19 protein-coding genes and 2 pseudogenes are annotated in these 21,002 nt (G+C 53.5%); 10 read left to right on the forward strand and 11 right to left on the reverse strand.

Annotated features, from left to right (window positions below; translation table 11 throughout):
- The first annotated feature begins 403 nt into the window (after nt 1-403).
- The 3 genes from HA45_RS25665 (at nt 404) to rlmA (ending at nt 1,717) form a co-directional block, all read left to right on the forward strand.
- On the forward strand, nt 404-478 hold the full coding sequence (locus tag HA45_RS25665; protein WP_128599124.1) for a DUF2627 domain-containing protein: 75 nt from the start codon (nt 404-406) through the stop codon (nt 476-478).
- Between the two features lie 83 nt (nt 479-561).
- Nucleotides 562-771, forward strand: coding sequence for a transcription antiterminator/RNA stability regulator CspE (cspE, locus tag HA45_RS25670; RefSeq protein WP_034828712.1), 210 nt, complete (start codon nt 562-564; stop codon nt 769-771).
- A gap of 139 nt (nt 772-910) precedes the next feature.
- Entirely contained in the window at nt 911-1,717 is an 807-nt protein-coding gene (gene rlmA / locus HA45_RS25675; RefSeq protein ID WP_100700709.1) for a 23S rRNA (guanine(745)-N(1))-methyltransferase, read from the forward strand.
- Here rlmA and HA45_RS25680 read toward each other — a convergent pair.
- From HA45_RS25680 to manX, 4 genes are all read right to left on the reverse strand, one after another.
- Complete coding sequence (locus HA45_RS25680) at nt 1,714-2,172, reverse strand: DUF986 family protein (protein WP_100700708.1); 459 nt, start codon at nt 2,170-2,172, stop codon at nt 1,714-1,716. The genes rlmA and HA45_RS25680 overlap by 4 nt on opposite strands.
- A gap of 92 nt (nt 2,173-2,264) precedes the next feature.
- The gene (locus tag HA45_RS25685) at nt 2,265-3,110 is read right to left on the reverse strand and encodes a PTS mannose transporter subunit IID (protein WP_100700707.1); all 846 of its coding nucleotides are present in this window, start codon (nt 3,108-3,110) and stop codon (nt 2,265-2,267) included.
- Nucleotides 3,111-3,124: 14 nt separating this feature from the next.
- Nucleotides 3,125-3,925, reverse strand: coding sequence for a PTS mannose/fructose/sorbose transporter subunit IIC (locus HA45_RS25690; protein ID WP_100700706.1), 801 nt, complete (start codon nt 3,923-3,925; stop codon nt 3,125-3,127).
- Between the two features lie 57 nt (nt 3,926-3,982).
- On the reverse strand, nt 3,983-4,948 hold the full coding sequence (gene manX / locus HA45_RS25695; protein WP_100700705.1) for a PTS mannose transporter subunit IIAB: 966 nt from the start codon (nt 4,946-4,948) through the stop codon (nt 3,983-3,985).
- A gap of 510 nt (nt 4,949-5,458) precedes the next feature.
- Here manX and HA45_RS25700 point away from each other — a divergent pair.
- Nucleotides 5,459-7,024, forward strand: coding sequence for a TerC family protein (locus HA45_RS25700; protein WP_100700704.1), 1,566 nt, complete (start codon nt 5,459-5,461; stop codon nt 7,022-7,024).
- Between the two features lie 354 nt (nt 7,025-7,378).
- On the opposite strand, the gene HA45_RS25705 is transcribed toward HA45_RS25700, so the two are convergent.
- From HA45_RS25705 to pabB, 4 genes are all read right to left on the reverse strand, one after another.
- Complete coding sequence (locus HA45_RS25705; RefSeq protein WP_100700703.1) at nt 7,379-8,941, reverse strand: EAL domain-containing protein; 1,563 nt, start codon at nt 8,939-8,941, stop codon at nt 7,379-7,381.
- Between the two features lie 218 nt (nt 8,942-9,159).
- Nucleotides 9,160-10,524: an L-serine ammonia-lyase gene (locus HA45_RS25710; protein WP_100700702.1), complete on the reverse strand. Its 1,365-nt coding sequence runs from the start codon at nt 10,522-10,524 to the stop codon at nt 9,160-9,162.
- A 191-nt stretch (nt 10,525-10,715) separates the two neighbouring features.
- Nucleotides 10,716-11,285 (reverse strand): CoA pyrophosphatase, encoded by a 570-nt coding sequence (locus HA45_RS25715; RefSeq protein ID WP_100700701.1) that lies wholly within the window; start codon nt 11,283-11,285, stop codon nt 10,716-10,718.
- Entirely contained in the window at nt 11,286-12,644 is a 1,359-nt protein-coding gene (pabB, locus tag HA45_RS25720; RefSeq protein ID WP_100700700.1) for an aminodeoxychorismate synthase component 1, read from the reverse strand.
- Between the two features lie 110 nt (nt 12,645-12,754).
- On the opposite strand from pabB, the gene HA45_RS25725 reads away from it, so the two are divergent.
- Complete coding sequence (locus HA45_RS25725; protein ID WP_100700699.1) at nt 12,755-12,949, forward strand: YoaH family protein; 195 nt, start codon at nt 12,755-12,757, stop codon at nt 12,947-12,949.
- A gap of 12 nt (nt 12,950-12,961) precedes the next feature.
- Here HA45_RS25725 and HA45_RS25730 read toward each other — a convergent pair whose 3' ends face one another.
- Nucleotides 12,962-13,306 (reverse strand): RidA family protein, encoded by a 345-nt coding sequence (locus HA45_RS25730; RefSeq protein ID WP_100700698.1) that lies wholly within the window; start codon nt 13,304-13,306, stop codon nt 12,962-12,964.
- Nucleotides 13,307-13,429: 123 nt separating this feature from the next.
- On the opposite strand from HA45_RS25730, the gene yoaA reads away from it, so the two are divergent.
- The 5 genes and pseudogenes from yoaA (at nt 13,430) to rnd (ending at nt 19,850) form a co-directional block, all read left to right on the forward strand.
- On the forward strand, nt 13,430-15,340 hold the full coding sequence (gene yoaA / locus HA45_RS25735; protein WP_100700697.1) for a DNA repair helicase YoaA: 1,911 nt from the start codon (nt 13,430-13,432) through the stop codon (nt 15,338-15,340).
- Nucleotides 15,341-15,392: 52 nt separating this feature from the next.
- Nucleotides 15,393-16,091 carry a tRNA (adenosine(37)-N6)-threonylcarbamoyltransferase complex dimerization subunit type 1 TsaB gene (gene tsaB, locus HA45_RS25740; protein WP_100700696.1) on the forward strand — a complete coding sequence of 233 codons (699 nt, stop codon included), beginning with the start codon at nt 15,393-15,395 and terminating at the stop codon, nt 16,089-16,091.
- Nucleotides 16,092-16,150: 59 nt separating this feature from the next.
- Entirely contained in the window at nt 16,151-16,747 is a 597-nt protein-coding gene (locus HA45_RS25745; protein WP_100700695.1) for a Slp family lipoprotein, read from the forward strand.
- A 207-nt stretch (nt 16,748-16,954) separates the two neighbouring features.
- Complete coding sequence (gene fadD / locus HA45_RS25750) at nt 16,955-18,631, forward strand: long-chain-fatty-acid--CoA ligase FadD (RefSeq protein WP_128599114.1); 1,677 nt, start codon at nt 16,955-16,957, stop codon at nt 18,629-18,631.
- Between the two features lie 98 nt (nt 18,632-18,729).
- Nucleotides 18,730-19,850, forward strand: a pseudogene (gene rnd, locus HA45_RS25755) (ribonuclease D).
- Between the two features lie 54 nt (nt 19,851-19,904).
- Here rnd and minE read toward each other — a convergent pair.
- On the reverse strand, nt 19,905-20,174 hold the full coding sequence (minE, locus tag HA45_RS25760; protein ID WP_100700693.1) for a cell division topological specificity factor MinE: 270 nt from the start codon (nt 20,172-20,174) through the stop codon (nt 19,905-19,907).
- 3 nt (nt 20,175-20,177) lie between these two features.
- Nucleotides 20,178-20,989: pseudogene (minD, locus tag HA45_RS25765) on the reverse strand (septum site-determining protein MinD).
- Nucleotides 20,990-21,002 lie beyond the last annotated feature (13 nt).

A 21,002-nucleotide genomic window follows, 5' to 3' on the forward strand; every position in this document is an offset into this window, starting at 1 on the left:
TTCCTGATTTTGGTGCAAAACAATTAATGAGTTGTACTTAATAAATGTTGTTGTACAAGTTTTACACAATGCACGATTGTTGCATTCAGGGTTAATTTTTTGCCGGAATATTTTACCTATGCCATATTAATGCAATATTTTCTGCGTAATCTAAACCGCTTTAATTGTGCTGGATTGCCCGGAGCCGCTGCGCTTGACTATTGTGCGTGCTGGCGCTAACTACCCTGACGCATAACCTTTTTTTGCGCAGCTAATTGCCCGCCTGTCAATATGGCATACAACAAAGTACAGCGGGTAACAGCCAATTATGTGCGTCACGTCGATCACCGTTTAAAAATGGCTTGCCATTAAATTGCGAATATGTGATAACGACTCTTGGGTCAAACGAGGTACAGTTCTGTTTATGTATGGCATCTTCAGTAAAGAAGTTACGAGTAAAGACGTTGACGTTGAATTCCGCTTCCTTGCCGAACCTTAAATTAGTGCCTCATTCAGTAATGTCTCTGGTTTATCTGTAAGACTGCCTTCGGGCAATATAAACAATCAAAGGAATTTGCAAAAATGGCAAAGATTAAAGGTCAGGTTAAGTGGTTCAACGAGTCTAAAGGTTTTGGTTTCATTACTCCTGCTGACGGCAGCAAAGATGTGTTCGTTCACTTCTCTGCAATCCAGGGTAACGGCTTCAAAACTCTGGCTGAAGGCCAGGCTGTTGAGTTTGAAATTCAGGACGGCCAGAAAGGCCCAGCAGCAGTAAACGTTACTGCTATCTGATTTCGCTCTCAGGCTCGGTGCCATGCACCGCTGACACGAATCGTAAAGCCCTGGTCTCTGGCCGGGGCTTTTCTTTTGTCCTTTCTGTTGCCAGATGATCAGGGTAAACTGCGCGCGAATCGTAAACCCGGAGTTGTCTATGTCTTTGATTTGCCCACTTTGCCAGCAAAATTTGCACCAGCAAGCCAACAGCTTTCGCTGTGATGCTGGCCATCAATTCGATCAGGCGAAAGAAGGGTACGTCAATTTGCTGCCGGTGCAGCATAAAGGCTCTCGCGAACCCGGTGACAGTGCTGAGATGCTGCTGGCGCGTCGTGCGTTTCTCGATGCCGGACACTATCAGCTATTACGCGATGCGGTCGCGCAGAGTCTGGCGCAACACCTTAATGATCAGGCTACACAAGTATTGGATATCGGCTGCGGTGAAGGCTATTACACTGCCGCGATGGCCGATGCCTTACCGCAGGCGCAACTCTTTGGCCTCGATGTGGCGAAAGCGGCCATTCGCATGGCGGCCAAACGCTATCGTGCAGTGAAGTTCTGTGTCGCCTCCAGCCAGCGTTTACCCTTTGCCGATGCATCGCTGGAAGGCATTGTGCGCATTTATGCCCCTTGCAACGAAGCCGAGCTGAGCCGGGTGGTCAAAACGGGCGGCTATCTGTTAACCGTGACGCCGGGTCCGCACCATCTGCAGCAGTTCAAAGCGCTGATTTATCGTGAAGTACAGCTGCACGCGGCAGAAGAGAAGGCTTACGAAGGTTTTACCCAGATCGCTCAACACAATCTGCGTTACGACATGACATTGAGCGGGGCCGAAGCGGTGAGTCTGCTGCAAATGACGCCGTTTGCCTGGCGGGCACGTGAAGAGGTGTGGCAGGCGCTGGCGGCAGCCAACACCTTTAGCTGCGACGCGGATTTTGTCCTGACGCTATGGCAGCGCGGTTAACGCGCTTCCACCAGCGTGTTGTAGATGCGTTCGAGGTCGTCGAGCTGCTTCACCGCGACCAGCAGACGACGCTGTTCCAGTTGCATCACTAAGATGCCATCCTCTGACAAATTCATGCTTTGAATGCGACGGTAGTCTATCCACACGCTGCCAAAGAACAGCCCTTCGGCTTTCATCAATAATTTTGGCGTACGCAGCCAAAACAGCCAGATTGCCATAAAACACAGCACCATCAGCAGGGTAGTGCTCAACTGCGGGCCGTGATTACTGACGTTATTCCACAGCAAAATCAACAGCAACACGATAAAGATACCGCTGTCGATTTTATGACGACGACGTAACGCAACGCGCAGCCTGGTCGGACCTTTACGGCGCGGCAGAATGGCATCATCGTAGATGGCGAAAGCGGCAAAAGCGATGATCAGCAGGGCAATCAGGGCGTCAGTCAGTGACATTACATTTTCTTCCTCAACCGAATTTACCTCAACGTTGGCGCTCAGGTAACGTCGCTGAAAACAGCCGGGAGCCGAAGCCCCCGACCGGATGATTACAGACCGAGCAGGCCGATCCAGTAACCAAAGATACCCAGGGCGAAGAAGCCCACGATAATCCACAGTGCGTTGACCTTGCGGCGCAACAGCCACATACAACCAAAGGTCAGCAGCAGCGGAATCAAACCTGGCATCAGCTGATCAAGGATCGACTGAACGGTGGTTACCGTAGTTTTGCCGGTGTGATCGGTAATGCGCGACACCACAAGCGGCACGTTGACATGTGTCCACTTGTTGACCAGGGCCCCCATAACAAACAGGCCGAGAATCGACGCCCCCTCCGTGAGTTTCTGCAGGAAGCCGCCGCCCATATCGCTGACGATATCCACGCCTTTGCGATAACCGTACGCTACACCGTAATAACGCGTCAGCATACGCACGGCGTTAAACAGAATAAAGAACAGCAGCGGTCCGAGCAGGCTGCCGCTCATCGCGATACCTGCACCCAGCGCAGCAAACACTGGACGTACAGTACCCCAGAATATCGGGTCACCTACACCCGCCAGCGGACCCATCAGGCCCACTTTGATACCGTTGATCGCCGCATCATCAATCGCGGCACCGTTGGCACGCTGTTCTTCCATCGCCATGGTCACACCCAGAACTGGCGCGGCCACATACGGGTGCGTGTTGAAGAACTCAAGGTGGCGTTTAATCGCTTGTTTACGGTCGTCGTTGTTCTCAGGATACAGGCGACGAATCACCGGCACCATGGAGAAGCAGAATCCCAGCGCCTGCATACGTTCAAAGTTCCACGAACCCTGAAACAGGTTAGAGCGGATGAACACAGCACGGACGTCGCTTGGGGTGAGTTTCTTTTGAGTATTCGTTGTATCAACCATGATTTCACCTGTTCCTAGTCGAGTTCGTTGTCGAGGTCATTGTGCGCAGGACCGGCCGCCGCAGCGCCCGCGGTGCGGTTATATTTTGGCGCCAGCTGGATATACAGCACCGCCATCACTACACCAATCACGCCCAGTGCAACCAGGTTGAAGTTGGTGAATGCCGCAGTGACGAAGCCGAGGTAGAAGAACGGCATCAGGTAGCCTGCGCGCATCATGTTGATGACCATCGCGTAACCCACGACAACGATCATGCCACCGGCGATATTCAGGCCGTTAGTCACCACTTCTGGAATCGAACTCAGCAGTTCCTGTACCACACTGGTACCCACGGAGATTGCCACGATCAACGCCGGAATCGCGATACGCATCGCCTGCAACACCAGCGCGGAAACGTGAATCCAACTGATGGCATTAAGATTGCCTTTCTCGGCGGCCTTATCGGCTGCGTGCTGGAAGGCCACGGTGATGGTACGCACGATGATGGTCAGAACCTGACCCGCTGCGGCCAGAGGAATCGCCAGTGCGATACCTGCACCGACACTCTGCCCACCGGCGATAACCAGGATAGTAGAGATGATTGACGCCAGCGCTGCATCAGGTGCAACGGCCGCACCGATGTTCATCCAACCCAGGGCGATCATTTCCAGCGTACCACCAATGATGATACCGGTTTTCATGTCACCCAGAACCGCACCAATCAAAGTACAGGCCACCAATGGACGGTGGAACTGGAACTCATCAAGAATCGAACCCATCCCGGCAATACAGGCCACAATAAATATCAGGATGATTTGTAGCGTGGTTATTTCCATTGCTTTTCTCCTCAGCAAGGTCACAAGTATTCGCCCGCCAGCGCAGGCAAAAGCGAACTACGGATTGACCTTGGCAATCAGGTCCATCATTTTCAGTCTCTGGTCGCTCGAGACTTTACGCACTTCCAGTTCGATACCGCGTTCGTTCAATTTGCGAAAGGCCTCAATGTCTTTCTGATCGACAGATACCGCATTGTTGACCTGGGTTTTACCCTGCTTAAACGCCATGCCGCCGATGTTGATCGACTTGAGATCAACGCCTTGCTCAACAATGCGTTCCACATCGGTAGGATTGGTGAACAGCAGCATCACGCGGTCACGGCCATATTTCGGGTTGTTCCACACGCGGATCATCTTGGCGACATCCACCACATGAGCGGTCACGCCGGGAGGAGCGACCTGTGTCAGCAGTGTTTTACGCACATGATCGTTTGCCACTTCATCACTGACGACGATGATGCGTGTTACGTTGGTCTCTTTGGTCCAGCGGGTTGCCACCTGGCCGTGAATCAGACGGTCATCAATACGGGCGAGCCCGATCTTCATATGCTCGCCAGGGCCGAGTGGTTTTTGCGGTTGCACCGGGGCTTTTGCGGCAACAGGTGCTGCAGCTTCCGGCGTTGGCGTTTCGGTCTTCAGGGCTTTGACGCCTTCACGACCGGCTTCCACGGCAATGTGAATCAGTTCTTCGAATGAGGGATTGTCATCACGACCCATTAAGGTCTCAACCAGCATCGGAATATTGACGCCGGCAATGACATCATAATCCGGCTTGTCCACCACAATGCGGCTGGCCGCATTGAATGGGCTGCCGCCCCAGGTATCGACCAGGAACAGCACGCCTTTCGACGTGTCGAGTTCTGCCAGTCTCGCCTGATACTTTTCGATCAGCGTTTCTGCATTTTCGCCGGGCACGAAATCAATCCATCCGACATTTTCTTGCTCACCCAACAACATTTCTGCTGTCTTAAGCAACTGTTCTGCCGCCCAGCCATGTGTACCAATTACAATAGCAATGGTCACTTGCTACCTCCGTTCGCATGAGAGATTCTCTGGCAATGCCGGGAATCATTGAGAATTACCGTTGTTGATTCAGGTGGATCGTTTTGGTCTAAAGTGAAGAGTGCATCAATAAATATTCCGAAACTGTCCGCTGCACAGCAGTAAGGTCGCGATTTATTTTAGTGCGCGAAAAAATAATTTATGTGATGTTTGTCAGCTATTTCGAGCGTAGCGCTGCAAAATTGCATTTATGTTCGTTATTCCTGCGTTTGTGCAGTTGTATGTAAATGTAATAAAATTTTTTGACGTTGTTGATGTAACTGATACATTAGCGTTCTGTTTAATATTCAGGAGTATCGGGCTTCAGCTCACCTTTATGGACCGTCACCGACGTCGCTCAACATGTTCTCAGCGCTTTCTGGCGCACACCTCAACGCTCTTCAGCGTGACCTTATTTGCTAACGACCTCACGTCTCGTCTTATGACGCAGGCTCAATCTCGTTCGCCCCTCTGTGTTGTAAGGAGTCATTGATGGAATTTCTCTTCGACCCCTCAATCTGGGCGGGATTACTGACGCTGATTGTGCTGGAGATCGTTCTCGGTATTGATAACCTGGTGTTCATTGCCATCCTTGCGGACAAACTGCCGCCGAAGCAGCGTGATAAAGCACGCCTGATCGGCCTGTCACTCGCTCTGGTGATGCGACTTGGCCTGCTGTCGCTGATTTCGTGGATCGTCACATTGACACGGCCCCTATTCAGCGTAGGCGATTTCAGTTTTTCCGGACGAGATTTAATTCTGTTGTTCGGTGGCTTGTTCCTGTTATTCAAAGGAACCATGGAACTGCATGAGCGGCTGGAAAGTCGGGGCATGGATCATCAGGGTAATAAAGGTTACGCCAGCTTCTGGGCGGTGGTGATTCAGATTGTGGTGCTGGATGCGGTGTTCTCGCTTGATGCGGTAATTACTGCTGTCGGTATGGTGAACCATTTGCCGGTCATGATGACCGCCGTGGTCATTGCTATGGGTGTGATGCTGCTGGCGTCAAAACCGCTGACGCGCTTTGTTAACGAGCACCCAACGGTGGTGGTGTTGTGTCTGAGCTTCTTGCTGATGATCGGTTTGTCATTGGTGGCAGAGGGCTTTGGTTTCCACATCCCGAAAGGCTATCTGTACGCCGCGATTGGTTTCTCCATCGTTATCGAACTGTTCAACCAGATTGCGCGACGTAACTTTATACGCCATCAGGAACATCGGCCGATGCGCGAGCGCACCGCCGAAGCCATTCTGCGTTTAATGGGCGGTCGCCAGCGTAATCAGCCTGCCACTAATGAGGAAGCGTCGCTGGCCCAGGCGATGCCGCAGGAAGCGTTTAAGGACGAAGAACGTTACATGATCAACGGTGTGTTGACGCTGTCACAGCGTTCAATCCGCAGCATCATGACGCCGCGTGGCAATATCTCGTGGGTAGACGTTTCCCGACCGCTGGATGAAATCCGCATTCAGCTGCTGGACACGCCGCACAGTTTGTTCCCGGTATGTCGCGGCGAACTGGATGAGATCATCGGTGTGGTGCGCGCCAAAGAGCTGTTGGTGGCACTGGAGCACGGCATGGATGTGGCGACCTTTGCGGCGAACACGCCAGCCATCGTCGTGCCGGAAACGCTGGACCCGATCAACCTGCTGGGCGTGTTACGTCGTGCTAAGGGCAGCTTTGTTATCGTCACCAACGAATTTGGTGTGGTGCAGGGCCTGATTACCCCGCTGGACGTGCTGGAAGCGATTGCCGGTGAGTTCCCGGATGAAGATGAAACGCCGGATATCATTGCCGATGGCGATGGCTGGTTAGTGAAGGGTGGGACCGACCTGCACTCGCTGCAGCAGCTGCTTGATCACCACGAGCTGGTCGATCGCGATGAAGATCACGCCTCGCTGGCGGGCTTACTGATTGCCCAGAAAGGTCAGCTGCCGCTGCCGGGTGAAATCATCGACTTGCCGCCACTGCATTTCCAAATCATCGAAGCCACGGATTACCGGATTGATTTGGTGCGTGTGACCAAAGACAAGCCGCATGACGATGAAGAGCATGACGCCTAAGCGTTAAGCTAATCTTCACCAAAAAGGCCGACATCCATGATGTCGGCCTTTTCTTTATGCATCGAACCGTCCTGAATAGCGTTGACAGATTTTACTCACTCACTGAGAAATAGATAATGAACGAGTATGTTAAACGCTCCACGCGATTGAACTATTCCAGGGACAGCGTTATACAGACCGCAAAAATGCCACATGAAGTCGGTAAAAGGGGATGAGGAGTAAAGCGTACGCCGCATGGATGCGGCGTCCGAGGCTACAGGGATGTATTCACGCCGTCTTTAAGGAACATCCCCCTTTACCGGCTGGAACGCACCACAGGCACAGCACCCCAACATCAGACACAGCAACCCACCATCAGGCCCTCAAATGCGCATGGTGCTGTTCCAGCCAGACAGGGAAGTCTTCGATCGGCATTGGACGGGCGTAGTAATAGCCCTGCAAGTGATCCACGCCGCGCTCCCGCAGATAATGGGCCTGCTCAGCGGTTTCGACACCCTCAGCCACCAATGAAATGTTCAGACGCTGTGCCAGCGAAATCACCATATCTGTCACCGTGGCGTTGATGGCATCTGTGCCGATAGCCGCGGTGAAAATCTTGTCAATTTTCAGCACGTCCGGCTTCAGGTCTTTCAGATAGGCGAGGGAACTGTGCCCGGTGCCGAAATCATCAATCGCCAGACGCACGCCGATCTCATGCAACTGCGACACCACAGATTGATCGATCACCGGCAACGCATCGCGCTCGGTTAATTCAACCACCAGCTTCGGTATAGGGTTCGCTGGCCACCAAATACTTTGTAAGTCTTCAACAATCGCCCGATCGCGGAAATGGCTGGCAGCCACATTTATCGCAATATGGAAAGAAGAGCACTGTGGCAGGTTTGGCAATTCATCAACGACTTTTGCCAGCACGAAACGCGTCAGTGGCGCGATCAGATTTTGGCGCTCAGCTAACGGAATAAATACATCCGGCGCAACCCAGCCCTGACGCGCGTTATGCCAGCGTAGCAACAGCTCAATGCCATCACATTCACCACTTTTGGCATTAATCAGCGGCTGGCAATACACCATAAATTCATTTGCCGTGATGCCATAACTGATTTGCCAACTCAGGCTCATGCGGTTTGCTGTCGCCAGCCAGACAATATAGCCCATCAGTAAACTCAACAGCACGGCGAGCGGGAGCTGTGATGGAAGCGTATGCAGGGCTAACCGCGCCGGAGAAGGGCCGTACAAGGTGATGCTAAAAGGATACCGCAGCGAGGACTGATCGTAAGCGACTTCATCTTCCGAAGGCTCGGTGGGTTCAATCAGAGGATTGCCGTATTCCAGGCTCTGTCCGCCGACGTTAAAAATCGCGCGCTCTACCCACGGCAGCTGGGGTTCCAGCAAATAGTTGGTCATCAACTCCACGTTGATCACCTGCAGCAGGCCATCCCGATTATCCAGCGATTTTGGCGTCCACAGCAGCAATACCGGCGAGCCTTTCAGCAGGTAATTGTCGGTGGTTAGCATCATGCGCTGATTATTAATCGCCAGTTCAGGATAGGTCTGACTAAATGGAATATTGCGCGGACCATAAATACTGGAACAGTAAATACTGTCATCCTGCACCAACAGGATGGTGCGGACGGTTTGCAGTGACGAGATCTTCTCGATCAGCGGATAGCGCACTTGCGCACAGGGCACGCCGACCAGCCCAAGGGTGTTATTGGCGGACACGTCGAGGGGGGAGAACATGCGATCGAAACGTTCAATCGCGCGGGTAGCGAAATTCAATGACTGCTGCTCAATACGCGATTTCTCTTCGATATAACGAAAAGTCAGCGTGAGAATGAGAACCAGCGCCGCGATCACTAACGCAATAAGCAAGCGCTTACGGCGAAATTGACCGACAAATTGCTGGGGAATGAGCATCAGTAACCACCTTGCAAAACAAAGATTGAAGCCAAATTAACGTGTAGGTTATCGGCATTGAGGCGGCCAGGTTTAGCGTGCGGCTAATAAAAAAACGGCACTAAAAAACAGCGCGGCCACTAAGGGCCGCGCGCAAATTAATGTATCTGGTTTACTCACGAGGAGGTAGTGAGAGATGCAGAAAAAAGTTTAACTGATTATTTTTTCAACGCATCGGATCAGTCGCATTGAACTTTGATCGCCAGACCGCCGCGTGAAGTTTCGCGGTATTTGGCGTTCATATCTTTACCGGTTTCGTACATGGTTTCGATCACCTTATCCAACGAGACGCGTGGTTCGCTGGTGCGGCGCAACGCCATGCGCGCCGCATTAATGGCTTTCACCGAGGCAATGGCATTACGTTCAATACACGGCACTTGCACCTGGCCCGCGACCGGATCGCAGGTCAGTCCCAGGTTGTGTTCCATACCAATTTCAGCAGCGACGCAAACCTGCTCAGGGCTGCCACCGAGTAATTCGGCCAGACCCGCCGCGGCCATTGAACAGGCTACGCCAACTTCGCCCTGGCATCCCACTTCAGCGCCGGAAATCGAAGCATTCATTTTATACAGAATGCCGATAGCGCCTGAAGCGAGGAAATAACGAATGAAAATGTCCGGCGTAACGGTCTCAATAAAGTGATCGTAGTAGGCCAGCACGGCCGGCACGATACCGCAGGCACCGTTGGTCGGTGCAGTGACCACACGTCCGCCAGCCGCATTCTCTTCATTGACCGCCAGGGCAAACATGTTGATCCAATCAATGACGTTCATTGGATCGTTGGAGTGCTTGGAAGAAGAAACCAGCAAACGACGCAACGAGGCAGCGCGACGGGGCACCCGCAGTGGACCAGGCAATACGCCTTCGGTATTTAAACCGCGATCGATACAAGCCTGCATGGTTTGCCACACGTTGCCGAAGTAGGCATAAATGTCTTCCCGGCTGTGCAGCGCCAGCTCATTCTTCATCACTAAACCGGAAAGCGACAACCCGCTTTCATGGCAGTGGCTCAACAACTCTTTGGCAGAGTTGAACGCATACGGCACCGAGACTTCATCCAAAACGGATTGGCCGAAATGCTCTTCATCAACGATAAAACCACCGCCGATGGAGTAGTAGGTCTTGGTGAGGATCAACAGATCGCCGGCAAAGGCGAAAACCGTCATGCCGTTTTCATGCAACGACAGGTTTTCGCTGCGGAACACCATGCCGCCTTCGCGTGGGAAATCCACTTCACGCGCACCGTTGGCCAGCAACAGGCGTTCACGCTGTTCGACGTCTTTAATAAAGGCGGGGATGCTATCGATATCCACGGTGGCGGGCTCAAAACCGGCCAGCCCCATGATGATGGCGATATCGGTATGGTGTCCTTTACCCGTGAGCGACAGTGAGCCGTAAACGTCGACGGCTACGCGCGTCACGTCTTGCAGCTTGCCCTGTTCGGCCAGCAGATCAACAAACTGCTTGCCCGCTTTCATCGGACCGACGGTATGTGAACTGGATGGGCCTATGCCCACTTTGAACATGTCAAAAACACTAATCACGGGTGACACTCCTCACAAATCTTATTCTGTACGGCTGAAGCCGTTTATGCGGCTAATAGTAATCGTCTGCGGGATGGAGCGAGCAGCTTTTCGCATGAAATAAACTAATTATAATCGACAGAAATAGTTATCCCATTCTGCTGTTGTGAAGTGGATCGAGTTTATGGCGGAAGTGACGCACTGTGCGCAACTCAGGGAAGGGCGATTTGCTGACTCAAGGCACGAATGATACCTGCGGTCATGCCCCAGATAAAATAATCCTCATACCACGATAACCACACCTGATGCTGGCGATGGCCACGACGTAAGGTGAGCCCACTGTAGCGGCTGAGGCGCAGTGCTTCCGCCAACGGCATGGCGAAGGTGCTTTCCACTTCATCCGGATTAATATTGAGCGGCAGGCCAGCAGGAATGATACCTACCACCGGCGTGACGGCAAAGCCGGTGCTGCTGGTGACCGGCGGTAAAACGCCCACCACCGTTACCCAATCTGGCTGAATGCCGACTTCTTCTTCAGCCTCGCGCAATGCGGTGTGAATCAATGAAGCATCCGTGGCATCCTGCATGCCGCCGGGGAAGGCGACCTGGCCTGCGTGCTTGCGCAAATGCGATGAGCGACGCGTCAACAGCAAGCCGGGTTCCGCACCATCAATCACCGGCACCAGCACCGCCGCACGGCGTCCACTGATTGCGCTTTTTGCTGCGCTGAGCGGGGGTTGCATGACAAAGCGGTTAAGGAACTGTTCCAGCGTCAGGCTCATTTAACCCTCGTTACTCAGACTGGGCAAAATGCGATTGACCTTATGAAAGGTCTCCTGATACTCCAGTTCCAGATCGCTATCTGCCACCACGCCACCGCCCGCAGCACAATAAAGATGCTGATTTTCAGCGATTAACGTCCGAATGGTGATGCTGGTATCCATGCGGCCACACAGGCTGATATACCCGATGCTGCCGCACCAGGCGTTGCGACGTTGCGGTTCCAGCTCTTCAATAATTTCCATGGCACGAATTTTCGGTGCGCCGGTGATGGAGCCGCCAGGGAAACAGGCGCGCAGCAGATCGGTCGCAGTCAGGTGCTGCGGCAAACGTGCACGCACGGTACTGACCAAATGATGCACCGCCGGGAAAGGCTCTACTACAAAGAGTTCTGGCACGCTAACACTGCCGGGTTCGGCTACCCGACCAATGTCATTACGCAGCAGATCGACAATCATCAAATTCTCGGCGCGATCTTTTTCTGCATTAGCGAGTTTCTCGGCCTGTAAACCATCGGCGATGGGATCGGCTAAACGCGGCAGGGTGCCTTTAATCGGCCGGGTTTCAATCTCTTGTTGCTGCAACGAAAGAAAACGTTCCGGTGACAGGCTCAGCACCACACTTTTAGGCAAGCGAATGAACGCACTGAATGGCGCGCGGTTGTCGCGATTCAGACGCAGGAAAGCCTGCCATTCATCCCCGCGATAGCTCGCCTGGAACCGCTGTGCCAAATTCACCTGGTAGCAGTCACCGGCCTGAATGTAGTGCTGAACACGGTCGAAACGCTCGGCATACTGTTCAAAACTGAGGTTTGACTGCCAGTCGCTGGTGAGCGCAAAGGCGTTGGGACGTGGAATAGCTTGCGCCTGTAGCCATTGCCAACGCTGTTCGGCATCGGTTAACGAGATAAGCGTCAGCTGTTGTAGATGATGATCGGCGATCAATGCCCAATCATAGATACCGACCGCCATGTCGGGCGTAGTGAGATCCTGCTGCGCGCGCTGCGGTAAGCTTTCAAAGCGGCGTCCAAGATCGTAACCAAACAAGCCCAGCGCACCGCCCTGGAAAGGCAAGCCGGCATTAAATGCGGGAGCCACGCCAAGGGATTCACACTGTTGCTGAACCAGGCGCAGTGGGTCTTCAGCTGACAGCATCACCTTGCCGTCACACTCAATCTCGGTCATTTCACCGCGCGTGGTGAGCGTGGCATGCGGATCGGCCGTCAAAATGTCAAAGCGATTGTCAGCGTGGTCGGCGTGGCCAGAGGTAAGCAGCATCGCCCAGGGACGATGGGCAAGTGCAGAAAAGCGCTGCAATAGCGTATCCGGCGTATACTTCAGGTTCAGGGTTTTTACGATCATCGGGCTAATTAATCCAGCAAGCAGGCAACTAGCCTGGCATATTTTTTTGGTGCTGGCACCTGTTTGTTCCGCGTGGAATAATGCGTCCCCTTTTGCACCAGGAGCAAATGATGTTTACAGGTCTTCCAGCGTTATCTCATGAACAGCAACAGCAAGCTGTGGAACGTATTCAGGAATTGATGGCGGGTGGCATGGCAAGTGGTCAGGCGATTGCGCAGGTGGCACAAGAGATCCGCCAGAACTACAAGGGTGAAGCAATTCGGGCGATGTTCGAAGACGACGAAGAAGACGAAGAAGACGAATAACGCCCGACCGGATTACAGCGCTGCGATGATTTTGATTTCCACTTTATATTTTGGATTCATTAAACCGGCTTGCACCGTGCAGCGCACCGGCGCGTTGTCAGGAGATACCCACGCATCCCATGCGCGGTTCATCGCCGGGAAATCGGCTTTTTCGACCAGGAAAATCGTGGCATCAAGGATTTTGCTTTTGTCTGATCCTACTCGGGTCAGAATTGCATCAATTACCGCCAGCGCGTTTGCAGTTTGCGCTTCGGCATCTTCATCCAGGTTTTCTGGCACGCTGGTGTAATACACGGTCTGGTTATGCACAACGGCTTCTGACATGCGGGGTGCTGGATCAATACGTGTAATGGTCATAGTGTTCTCCTTTATTTTCGCTGCGCTAGCCTGCCATAACCCATGGGCGGCTGTCATCTGTTGTGGTCGCCTCAGGGGAATCCTGACATAATTACAGTGTTTTTGAGCAATCGGTGAGGATGTGTGGCAGACGATTTTGCAACTGATGGCGCGTTAGCGCAGGCCATTCCAGGTTTTAAACCGCGTGCCGCGCAGCGTGAAATGGCGCAAGCGGTCATGGAAGCGGTAACGAAGGGCGGTGAGCTGGTGGTCGAAGCGGGCACCGGGACCGGTAAAACCTATGCCTATCTGGCACCTGCATTGCGTGCGAAAAAAAAGGTCATTATCTCGACCGGTTCTAAAGCCTTACAGGATCAACTGTATAATCGCGATCTGCCCACCATCGCCCGTGCCTTGAAGTTCAGCGGTAAAACGGCCTTGCTAAAGGGGCGTTCCAACTATTTATGCCTCGAACGTCTGGAGCAGCAGAATCAAACCGGTGGTGATCTGACGGTGCAGGCTCTTGGGGATTTGATTAACGTGCGCAGCTGGTCAAATCAAACCTCGGATGGCGACGTCAGCAGCTGTTACGGCGTGGCCGAAGACAGCCCCATCTGGCCGTTTGTCACCAGCACCAACGATAACTGCCTTGGCAGTGACTGCCCGCTGTACAAAGATTGCTTTGTGGTCAAAGCGCGCAAGAAAGCCATGGACGCCGATGTGGTGGTGGTAAACCATCATCTGTTCCTCGCCGACCTGGTGGTTAAAGAGGGCGGCTTTGGCGAGTTAATCCCAGAAGCCGATGTGATGATCTTCGATGAAGCGCATCAGTTACCCGATATCGCCAGCCAATATTTCGGTCAGCAACTCTCCAGCCGCCAGCTGCAGGATCTCGCCAAAGACATCATTATTGCCTATCGCACTGAGGTCCGTGACGTCCAGCAGCTGCAGAAATCGGCAGATCGACTGGCGCAATGTGCTCAGGATTTCCGCTTAACGCTCGGTGAGCCGGGTTTTCGCGGTAACCTGCGCGATCTGCTGAGCGACAACAACATCATGCGTATGTTGACTCTGCTGGATGATGCGCTGGAACTTTGCTACGACGTTATCAAATTGTCGCTGGGGCGCTCGGCGCTGTTGGATGCGGCGTTTGAACGTGCCGCGCTGTATCGCACTCGCCTTAAACGTCTGCGCGCCATTGATGAACCTGGTTTTAGCTACTGGTATGAATGCACCAGCCGCCACTTCACGCTGGCGCTAACGCCGCTGTCGGTGGCCGAGCGTTTCCGTGAAGTGATGGACAACCGTAAAGCAGCATGGGTATTCACTTCGGCCACGCTGGCGGTAAATGAGCAGATGAGCCATTTCTCCAGCCGATTGGGCGTCGATAAAGCCACCACCATGATTCTCGACAGCCCGTTCGATTACACGCAACAGGCGCTGCTGTGTGTGCCGCGCAACATGCCGGAGCCGAATCAACCCGGCGGAGCCCGTCAGCTGGCGCGCATGATGAAACCGCTGATCGATGCCAATAAAGGACGCTGCTTCTTCCTGTGTACTTCACACAAGATGATGCGCGAACTGGCCGCCGAATTCCGCGCCTCAATGACTTTGCCGGTGCTGTTACAGGGTGAAACCAGTAAAGGTCAACTGCTCAAACAGTTTCTCGATGCCGGGAATGCGTTGCTGGTGGCGACCAGTAGCTTCTGGGAAGGCGTTGATGTGCGCGGGGATGCGCTGTCACTGGTGATTATCGATAAGCTGCCGTTTACCTCGCCAGGAGATCCGTTGCTGAAAGCGCGGATGGAAGATTGTCGTTTACGCGGCGGCGATCCCTTTAATGATGTGCAATTGCCGGATGCCGTCATCACCCTGAAACAGGGCGTTGGTCGCTTGATTCGTGATACGGACGATCGTGGCGTGCTGGTGATCTGCGATCAGCGTCTGGTTTCTCGTCCCTATGGCGGGCTGTTCCTCAACAGTTTGCCGCCAACGCCGCGCACCCGCGACCTGCAACGCGCCATTGCATTTGTGCGTCAGCCTGAGAATCAGTAATTTCTGCCAGGCTGTGTTAAGATGCGCGCCATTTTGACTCTCAGAGGTTGTTATGTCCGCCCGAATTTTAGCTCTGGACACGGCGACAGAAGCCTGTTCTGCCGCGCTGCTCAATCAGCAGCAGATCGATGCCCGCTTTGAAATCGCCCCGCGCGATCACACCCAACGCATCTTGCCACTGGTTCAAGATCTGTTGCAGGCGCAACAGCTGGAACTGACCGCGCTCGATGTGCTGGCATTTGGCCGTGGGCCGGGTAGTTTCACCGGCGTGCGTATTGGCATTGGTATTGCGCAAGGGCTGGCGCTGGGCGCTAATCTACCGATGATTGGCGTGTCTTCACTCACCACTATGGCGCAAGGCGCATGGCGTTTAACCGGAGCCGAGCGGGTGCTGGCGGCAATCGATGCGCGCATGGGTGAAATTTACTGGGCTGAATATCAGCGTGATGCCAACGGTGAATGGCACGGTGCAGAAACAGAAGCCGTGCTCAAACCAGAAGCCGCCCAGGCACGCATCGCTGAGTTGAACGGCGAATGGGCAACCGTGGGCACCGGCTGGCAGGCTTATCCGCAGCTGCTCACTTCATCTGGTGCAACCTTAGTCAGTACTGAAGTCACGCTGCCCGCTGCAGAAGATATGCTGCCGCTGGCGTTGAGTGCCTGGCAGCGCGATGAGTCGGTGGCGGTGGAAAATGCCGAGCCGGTTTACCTGCGTAATGAAGTGGCATGGAAAAAGTTGCCAGGCCGATAAGCGTCACGCAACTATTCCGTAAGCGCCCAGTCTAACTGAGAAATAACAGGAGAAGTGCTATGCCAATAAGTCGTAAAGGGATGTCTGGCGCTCTGTTAGCCTGCGCGTTGTTGCTCAGCGGCTGCGTTTCGGTGCCAGATTCCATTAAAGGGAGTTCTCAACTTCCACAGCAAGATTTATTACGCGTGATGAATGCGCCACAGCTGTATGTCGGCCAGGAGTCACGTTTCGGCGGTAAAGTGGTGAAAGTCACCAATCTGACGGGCGTCACGCGCCTGGAGATCGCTACTCAACCGCTGGATGACAGTGCGCGGCCGCGTTTAGGTTCCGCATCGGTTGGGCGAATTTTTGCCGACATTCGCGGTTTTGTCGACCCGGTGGATCTGAACAATCAGTACGTCACGGTGTTGGGTAATATCAAAGGCATCGAAAAAGGTGAAATTGGTAAAGCCAGCTACAACTTTGTGGTGGTGGATGTGCGCGGTTATCAGCGCTGGCACTTGACACAACAGGTGATGACGCCTCCGCAGCCAATCGATCCCTGGATCTGGTATGGCCCGACGCGCCGTCATCCGGGTTATTGGGGACCGAATCCCTATTGGGGGATGAACATGAACACCGGCCCCGCGCAGGTGGAAACCATCCTTACCGAGTAACCCATCTTCATGAATTAATGGCCCGATCGCGGCGCTCGCGACCGGGCTTTTTTATTGGGCGCACAACCGATGCGTGAAATTTAGTGATGCGCTTCGCAACCTGAAAATGCCAAAACAGGCAAACTGGTACAATCAGTTAAAATATTGTTAACAACACTGATTGCAGAGGCGGCGATGGCTACGCAACAAGAATGTCGGGGTGATTCTTTGAATAAGGTTTGGCTTAAACGCTATCCGGCAGACGTTCCTGCGGAGATTAATGCGGACCGTTATACCTCTTTGGTTGAACTTTTCGAGCACGCAGCATTGCAGTATGCCGATAACACGGCGTTCATTAATATGGGCCAGCCGATGACTTATCGTCAGCTGGATAAGCAAAGCCGCGACTTTGCGGCCTGGCTGCAGCAAGGTCTGGGCCTCAAGCAGGGCGACCGCGTAGCACTGATGATGCCAAACCTGCTGCAGTATCCAGTGGCGCTGTTTGGCGTACTGCGTGCTGGCATGGTGGTGGTTAACGTTAACCCGCTGTATACGCCGCGTGAACTCAAACATCAGCTGAATGACAGTGGCGCCAGTGCGATCGTTATCGTCTCTAACTTTGCCCACACGCTGGAAAAAGTGGTCGCTGAAACGTCCATTAAGCACGTGATGCTGACGCGTATGGGTGACCAACTTGCTCCGGTGAAAGCCACGCTGGTCAACTTCGTGGTTAAGTATGTGAAGAAGCTGGTGCCGAAATACCATCTGCCCGGCGCGGTGCCGTTCCGCAGTGCGCTGCAACAGGGCGCGCAGATGAGTTATCAGCGTCCGACGCTGACCAACAGCGATCTGGCCTTCCTGCAATACACAGGCGGAACCACCGGCGTTGCCAAAGGCGCGATGCTGACGCACGGTAACATGCAGGCTAACCTGGAGCAGACCAAAGCCACGTACGGCAAACTGCTGCGCGCAGGCAAAGAACAGGTGGTCACGGCACTGCCGCTTTACCACATCTTTGCGTTAACCGTAAACGGCCTGCTGTTCCTTGACCTCGGCGGCACCAATCTGCTGATCACCAATCCGCGTGACATTCCGGGTTTTGTTAAAGAACTGAGCAAGTTTCCTTTCACGGCGATTACCGGCGTCAATACGCTGTTTAACGCGCTGCTAAACGATGAGAACTTCAATAAGCTCGACTTTTCCACTCTGCGTTTATCTGCGGGTGGCGGAATGGCGGTGCAAAAGGCCGTGGCCGAGCGCTGGGAAAAACTTACCGGCCATTATCTGCTCGAAGGCTATGGCCTTACCGAGTGTTCTCCGCTGGTGTCCGTTAATCCTTATGACATTACCTGCCACACCGGCAGCATCGGACTTCCTGTCCCTTCGACCGATGTGCGCATTGTGGATGACGAAGATAAGGATGTCGCTCCCGGCGAGCCGGGTGAGCTGTGTATTCGCGGCCCGCAGGTGATGGTGGGCTACTGGCAACGACCGGATGCCACCGAAGAAGTGTTGAAAAATGGCTGGCTGCACACCGGTGATGTTGTTACCGTTGATGGTGAAGGTTTTATTCGCATCGTTGATCGTAAGAAAGACATGATTCTGGTGTCTGGCTTTAACGTGTATCCTAACGAAATCGAAGATGTGCTGATGCAGCATCCGAAAGTGCGCGAGGCTGCTGCCATTGGCGTACCGAGTGAGCTTTCAGGCGAAGCGGTTAAAGTTTGCATTGTTAAAAAGGATCCCTCACTCACTAAAGAGGAAGTGTTGGATCACTGCCGCCGTCAGCTCACCGGCTACAAAGTGCCGAAGATTATCGAGTTTAGAGATGAGCTGCCGAAGACCAACGTGGGCAAAATTTTACGCCGCGAATTGCGTGACGAGGCGAAGCGAGAAGGGCAGTAACCTGCTTTTTCCCTTAGGTTAACGCCGGCACAGTCCGGCGTTTTTATTGCTTTTAACATGGAGCGCTGCGCGAAGTGTGCCGCAGCGAGAATGACTACGTGAATTACACTTTGATCGACCAAAACAGTCAGTTGGCTGCCATGTGTGAACAGGCGCGCCAGCATGACGCAGTGGCGCTGGATACTGAATTCGTGCGCACTCGTACTTACTATCCGCAGTTGGGACTGATCCAGCTGTTTGATGGTGAACAACTGGTTCTGATCGATCCGCTTAATATCAGTGACTGGACGCCGTTTATCGCGCTGTTGCAAGACAAGCAGGTGACGAAATTCCTGCACGCCAGCGGCGAAGATCTTGAGGTGTTCCTGCATCGTTTCAAATGCCTGCCTGACCCGATGGTCGATACCCAGGTTCTGGCGGCCTTTGCCGGGCAACCGTTGTCCTGGGGCTTCGCCTCGATGGTCAACCACTTTAACCAGGTCGAGCTGGATAAGAGTGAATCCCGCACTGACTGGCTGGCGCGCCCGCTCACCGAGCGACAATGCGACTATGCCGCAGCGGATGTCGCATATCTTCTGCCGATTGCGTACCAATTAGTCGAGCAAACGCAAGCCGCGGGCAACATGGCTGCGGCGCTGAGCGAATGCGATAATCTGTGCCAGCGTCGTCTTGACGTCCTGCAGCCAGAGGATGCATGGCGCGACATCACCAATGCATGGCAGTTGCGTCCACGCCAGCTGGCAGCGCTGCAACGCTTAGCGGCATGGCGTTTGAATATTGCCCGTCAGAAAGATATGGCGGTGAACTTTGTGGTGCGTGAAGAGAATTTGTGGAAAGTGGCGCGCTTTATGCCCGGCAGCTTGGGTGAATTGGATCATCTGGGCCTGAACGGTCACGAAATCCGCTTCCACGGCAAAGCATGGTGGCGCTGGTGGCTGAAGCTCAGGAACAGGATGAAGCAACGTTACCACAGCCGCTGCCAAATCTGATCGACCATCCGCATTACAAACAGGCCTTTAAAGCGATGAAAGCTTTGGTGCTGCAAGTCAGTGAAGAGACGGGTTTTAGTCAGGAACTGCTGGCTTCGCGCCGTCAGATTAATCAGGTGCTGAGTGTTTACTGGGGCTTGAAAAGCGGATGCCGTACACCAGAATTGCTGACCGGCTGGCGCGGGGAATTACTGCAAAAACGTATTGATGAAATCCTGCAGGCATTGTAAGCCAGACGTTTTCCCCTGCGAATAACGCAGGGGAAAATCAGGATACCGCTACGATCATTTAGGCTCGTCTTCCGTCTCCGGCAAGGTGACGTTAAGTTCCAGGATGGAGATATCATCCCCTTTCTGATCCAGCTGAACGGTCACCATATCCGGGTCAATTTTCACGTACTTACAGATCACTTCCAAAATATCGCGCTTCAGTTGCGGCAGATAGTGGGGCTCACTGTCGCCCCTTCTGCGCTCGGCTACGATAATCTGCAGCCTTTCCTTGGCTATGTTGGCTGTGTTCTTCTTACGGGATAAAAAGAAATCTAATAATGCCATTGGTTATCCCCCGAACAGGCGTTTCAGGAAACCCTTCTTCTCTTCTTCGATAAAGCGGAAGGGGCGGTCTTCGCCAAGCAGGCGATCTACGGTATCTGAGTAAGCTTTACCGGCGTCAGAGTTAGCGTCGAGGATCACCGGCTCACCCTGGTTAGAGGCGCGTAACACGGATTGATCTTCTGGGATGACACCCACCAGTGGAATGCGCAAAATTTCCAGTACGTCTTCCATACTCAGCATGTCACCACGCGTCACACGACCCGGGTTGTAACGCGTCAGCAGCAGATGCTCTTTGACCGGGTCCTGGCTGTTTTCAGCACGACGCGATTTAGAAGAGATGATGCCGAGGATACGGTCTGAATCTCGTACGGAGGAGACTTCTGGGTTGGTGGTGATAATGGCTTCATCCGCGAAGTACAGTGCCATTAACGCACCGGTTTCGATACCTGCTGGTGAATCACACACGATGAAATCGAATTCCATCGTGGCCAGGTCGTTCAACACTTTTTCCACGCCTTCGCGGGTTAAAGCGTCTTTATCACGGGTTTGCGATGCCGGCAGAATATAGAGCTGCTCCGTGCGCTTATCGCGGATCAACGCCTGGTTCAGTGTGGCATCGCCCTGGATAACATTGACGAAGTCATACACCACACGACGTTCACAGCCCATGATCAGATCGAGGTTACGCAGACCGATATCAAAATCGATAACGACAGTTTTTTGCCTTTCTGCGCTAAACCGGTTGCGATGGCCGCGCTTGACGTGGTCTTGCCAACGCCCCCTTTACCCGATGTAACTACAATAATGCGTGCCATAAATGTTGATTTC

The organism is Pantoea rodasii (assembly GCF_002095465.1).
Lineage (GTDB): Bacteria > Pseudomonadota > Gammaproteobacteria > Enterobacterales > Enterobacteriaceae > Pantoea > Pantoea rodasii.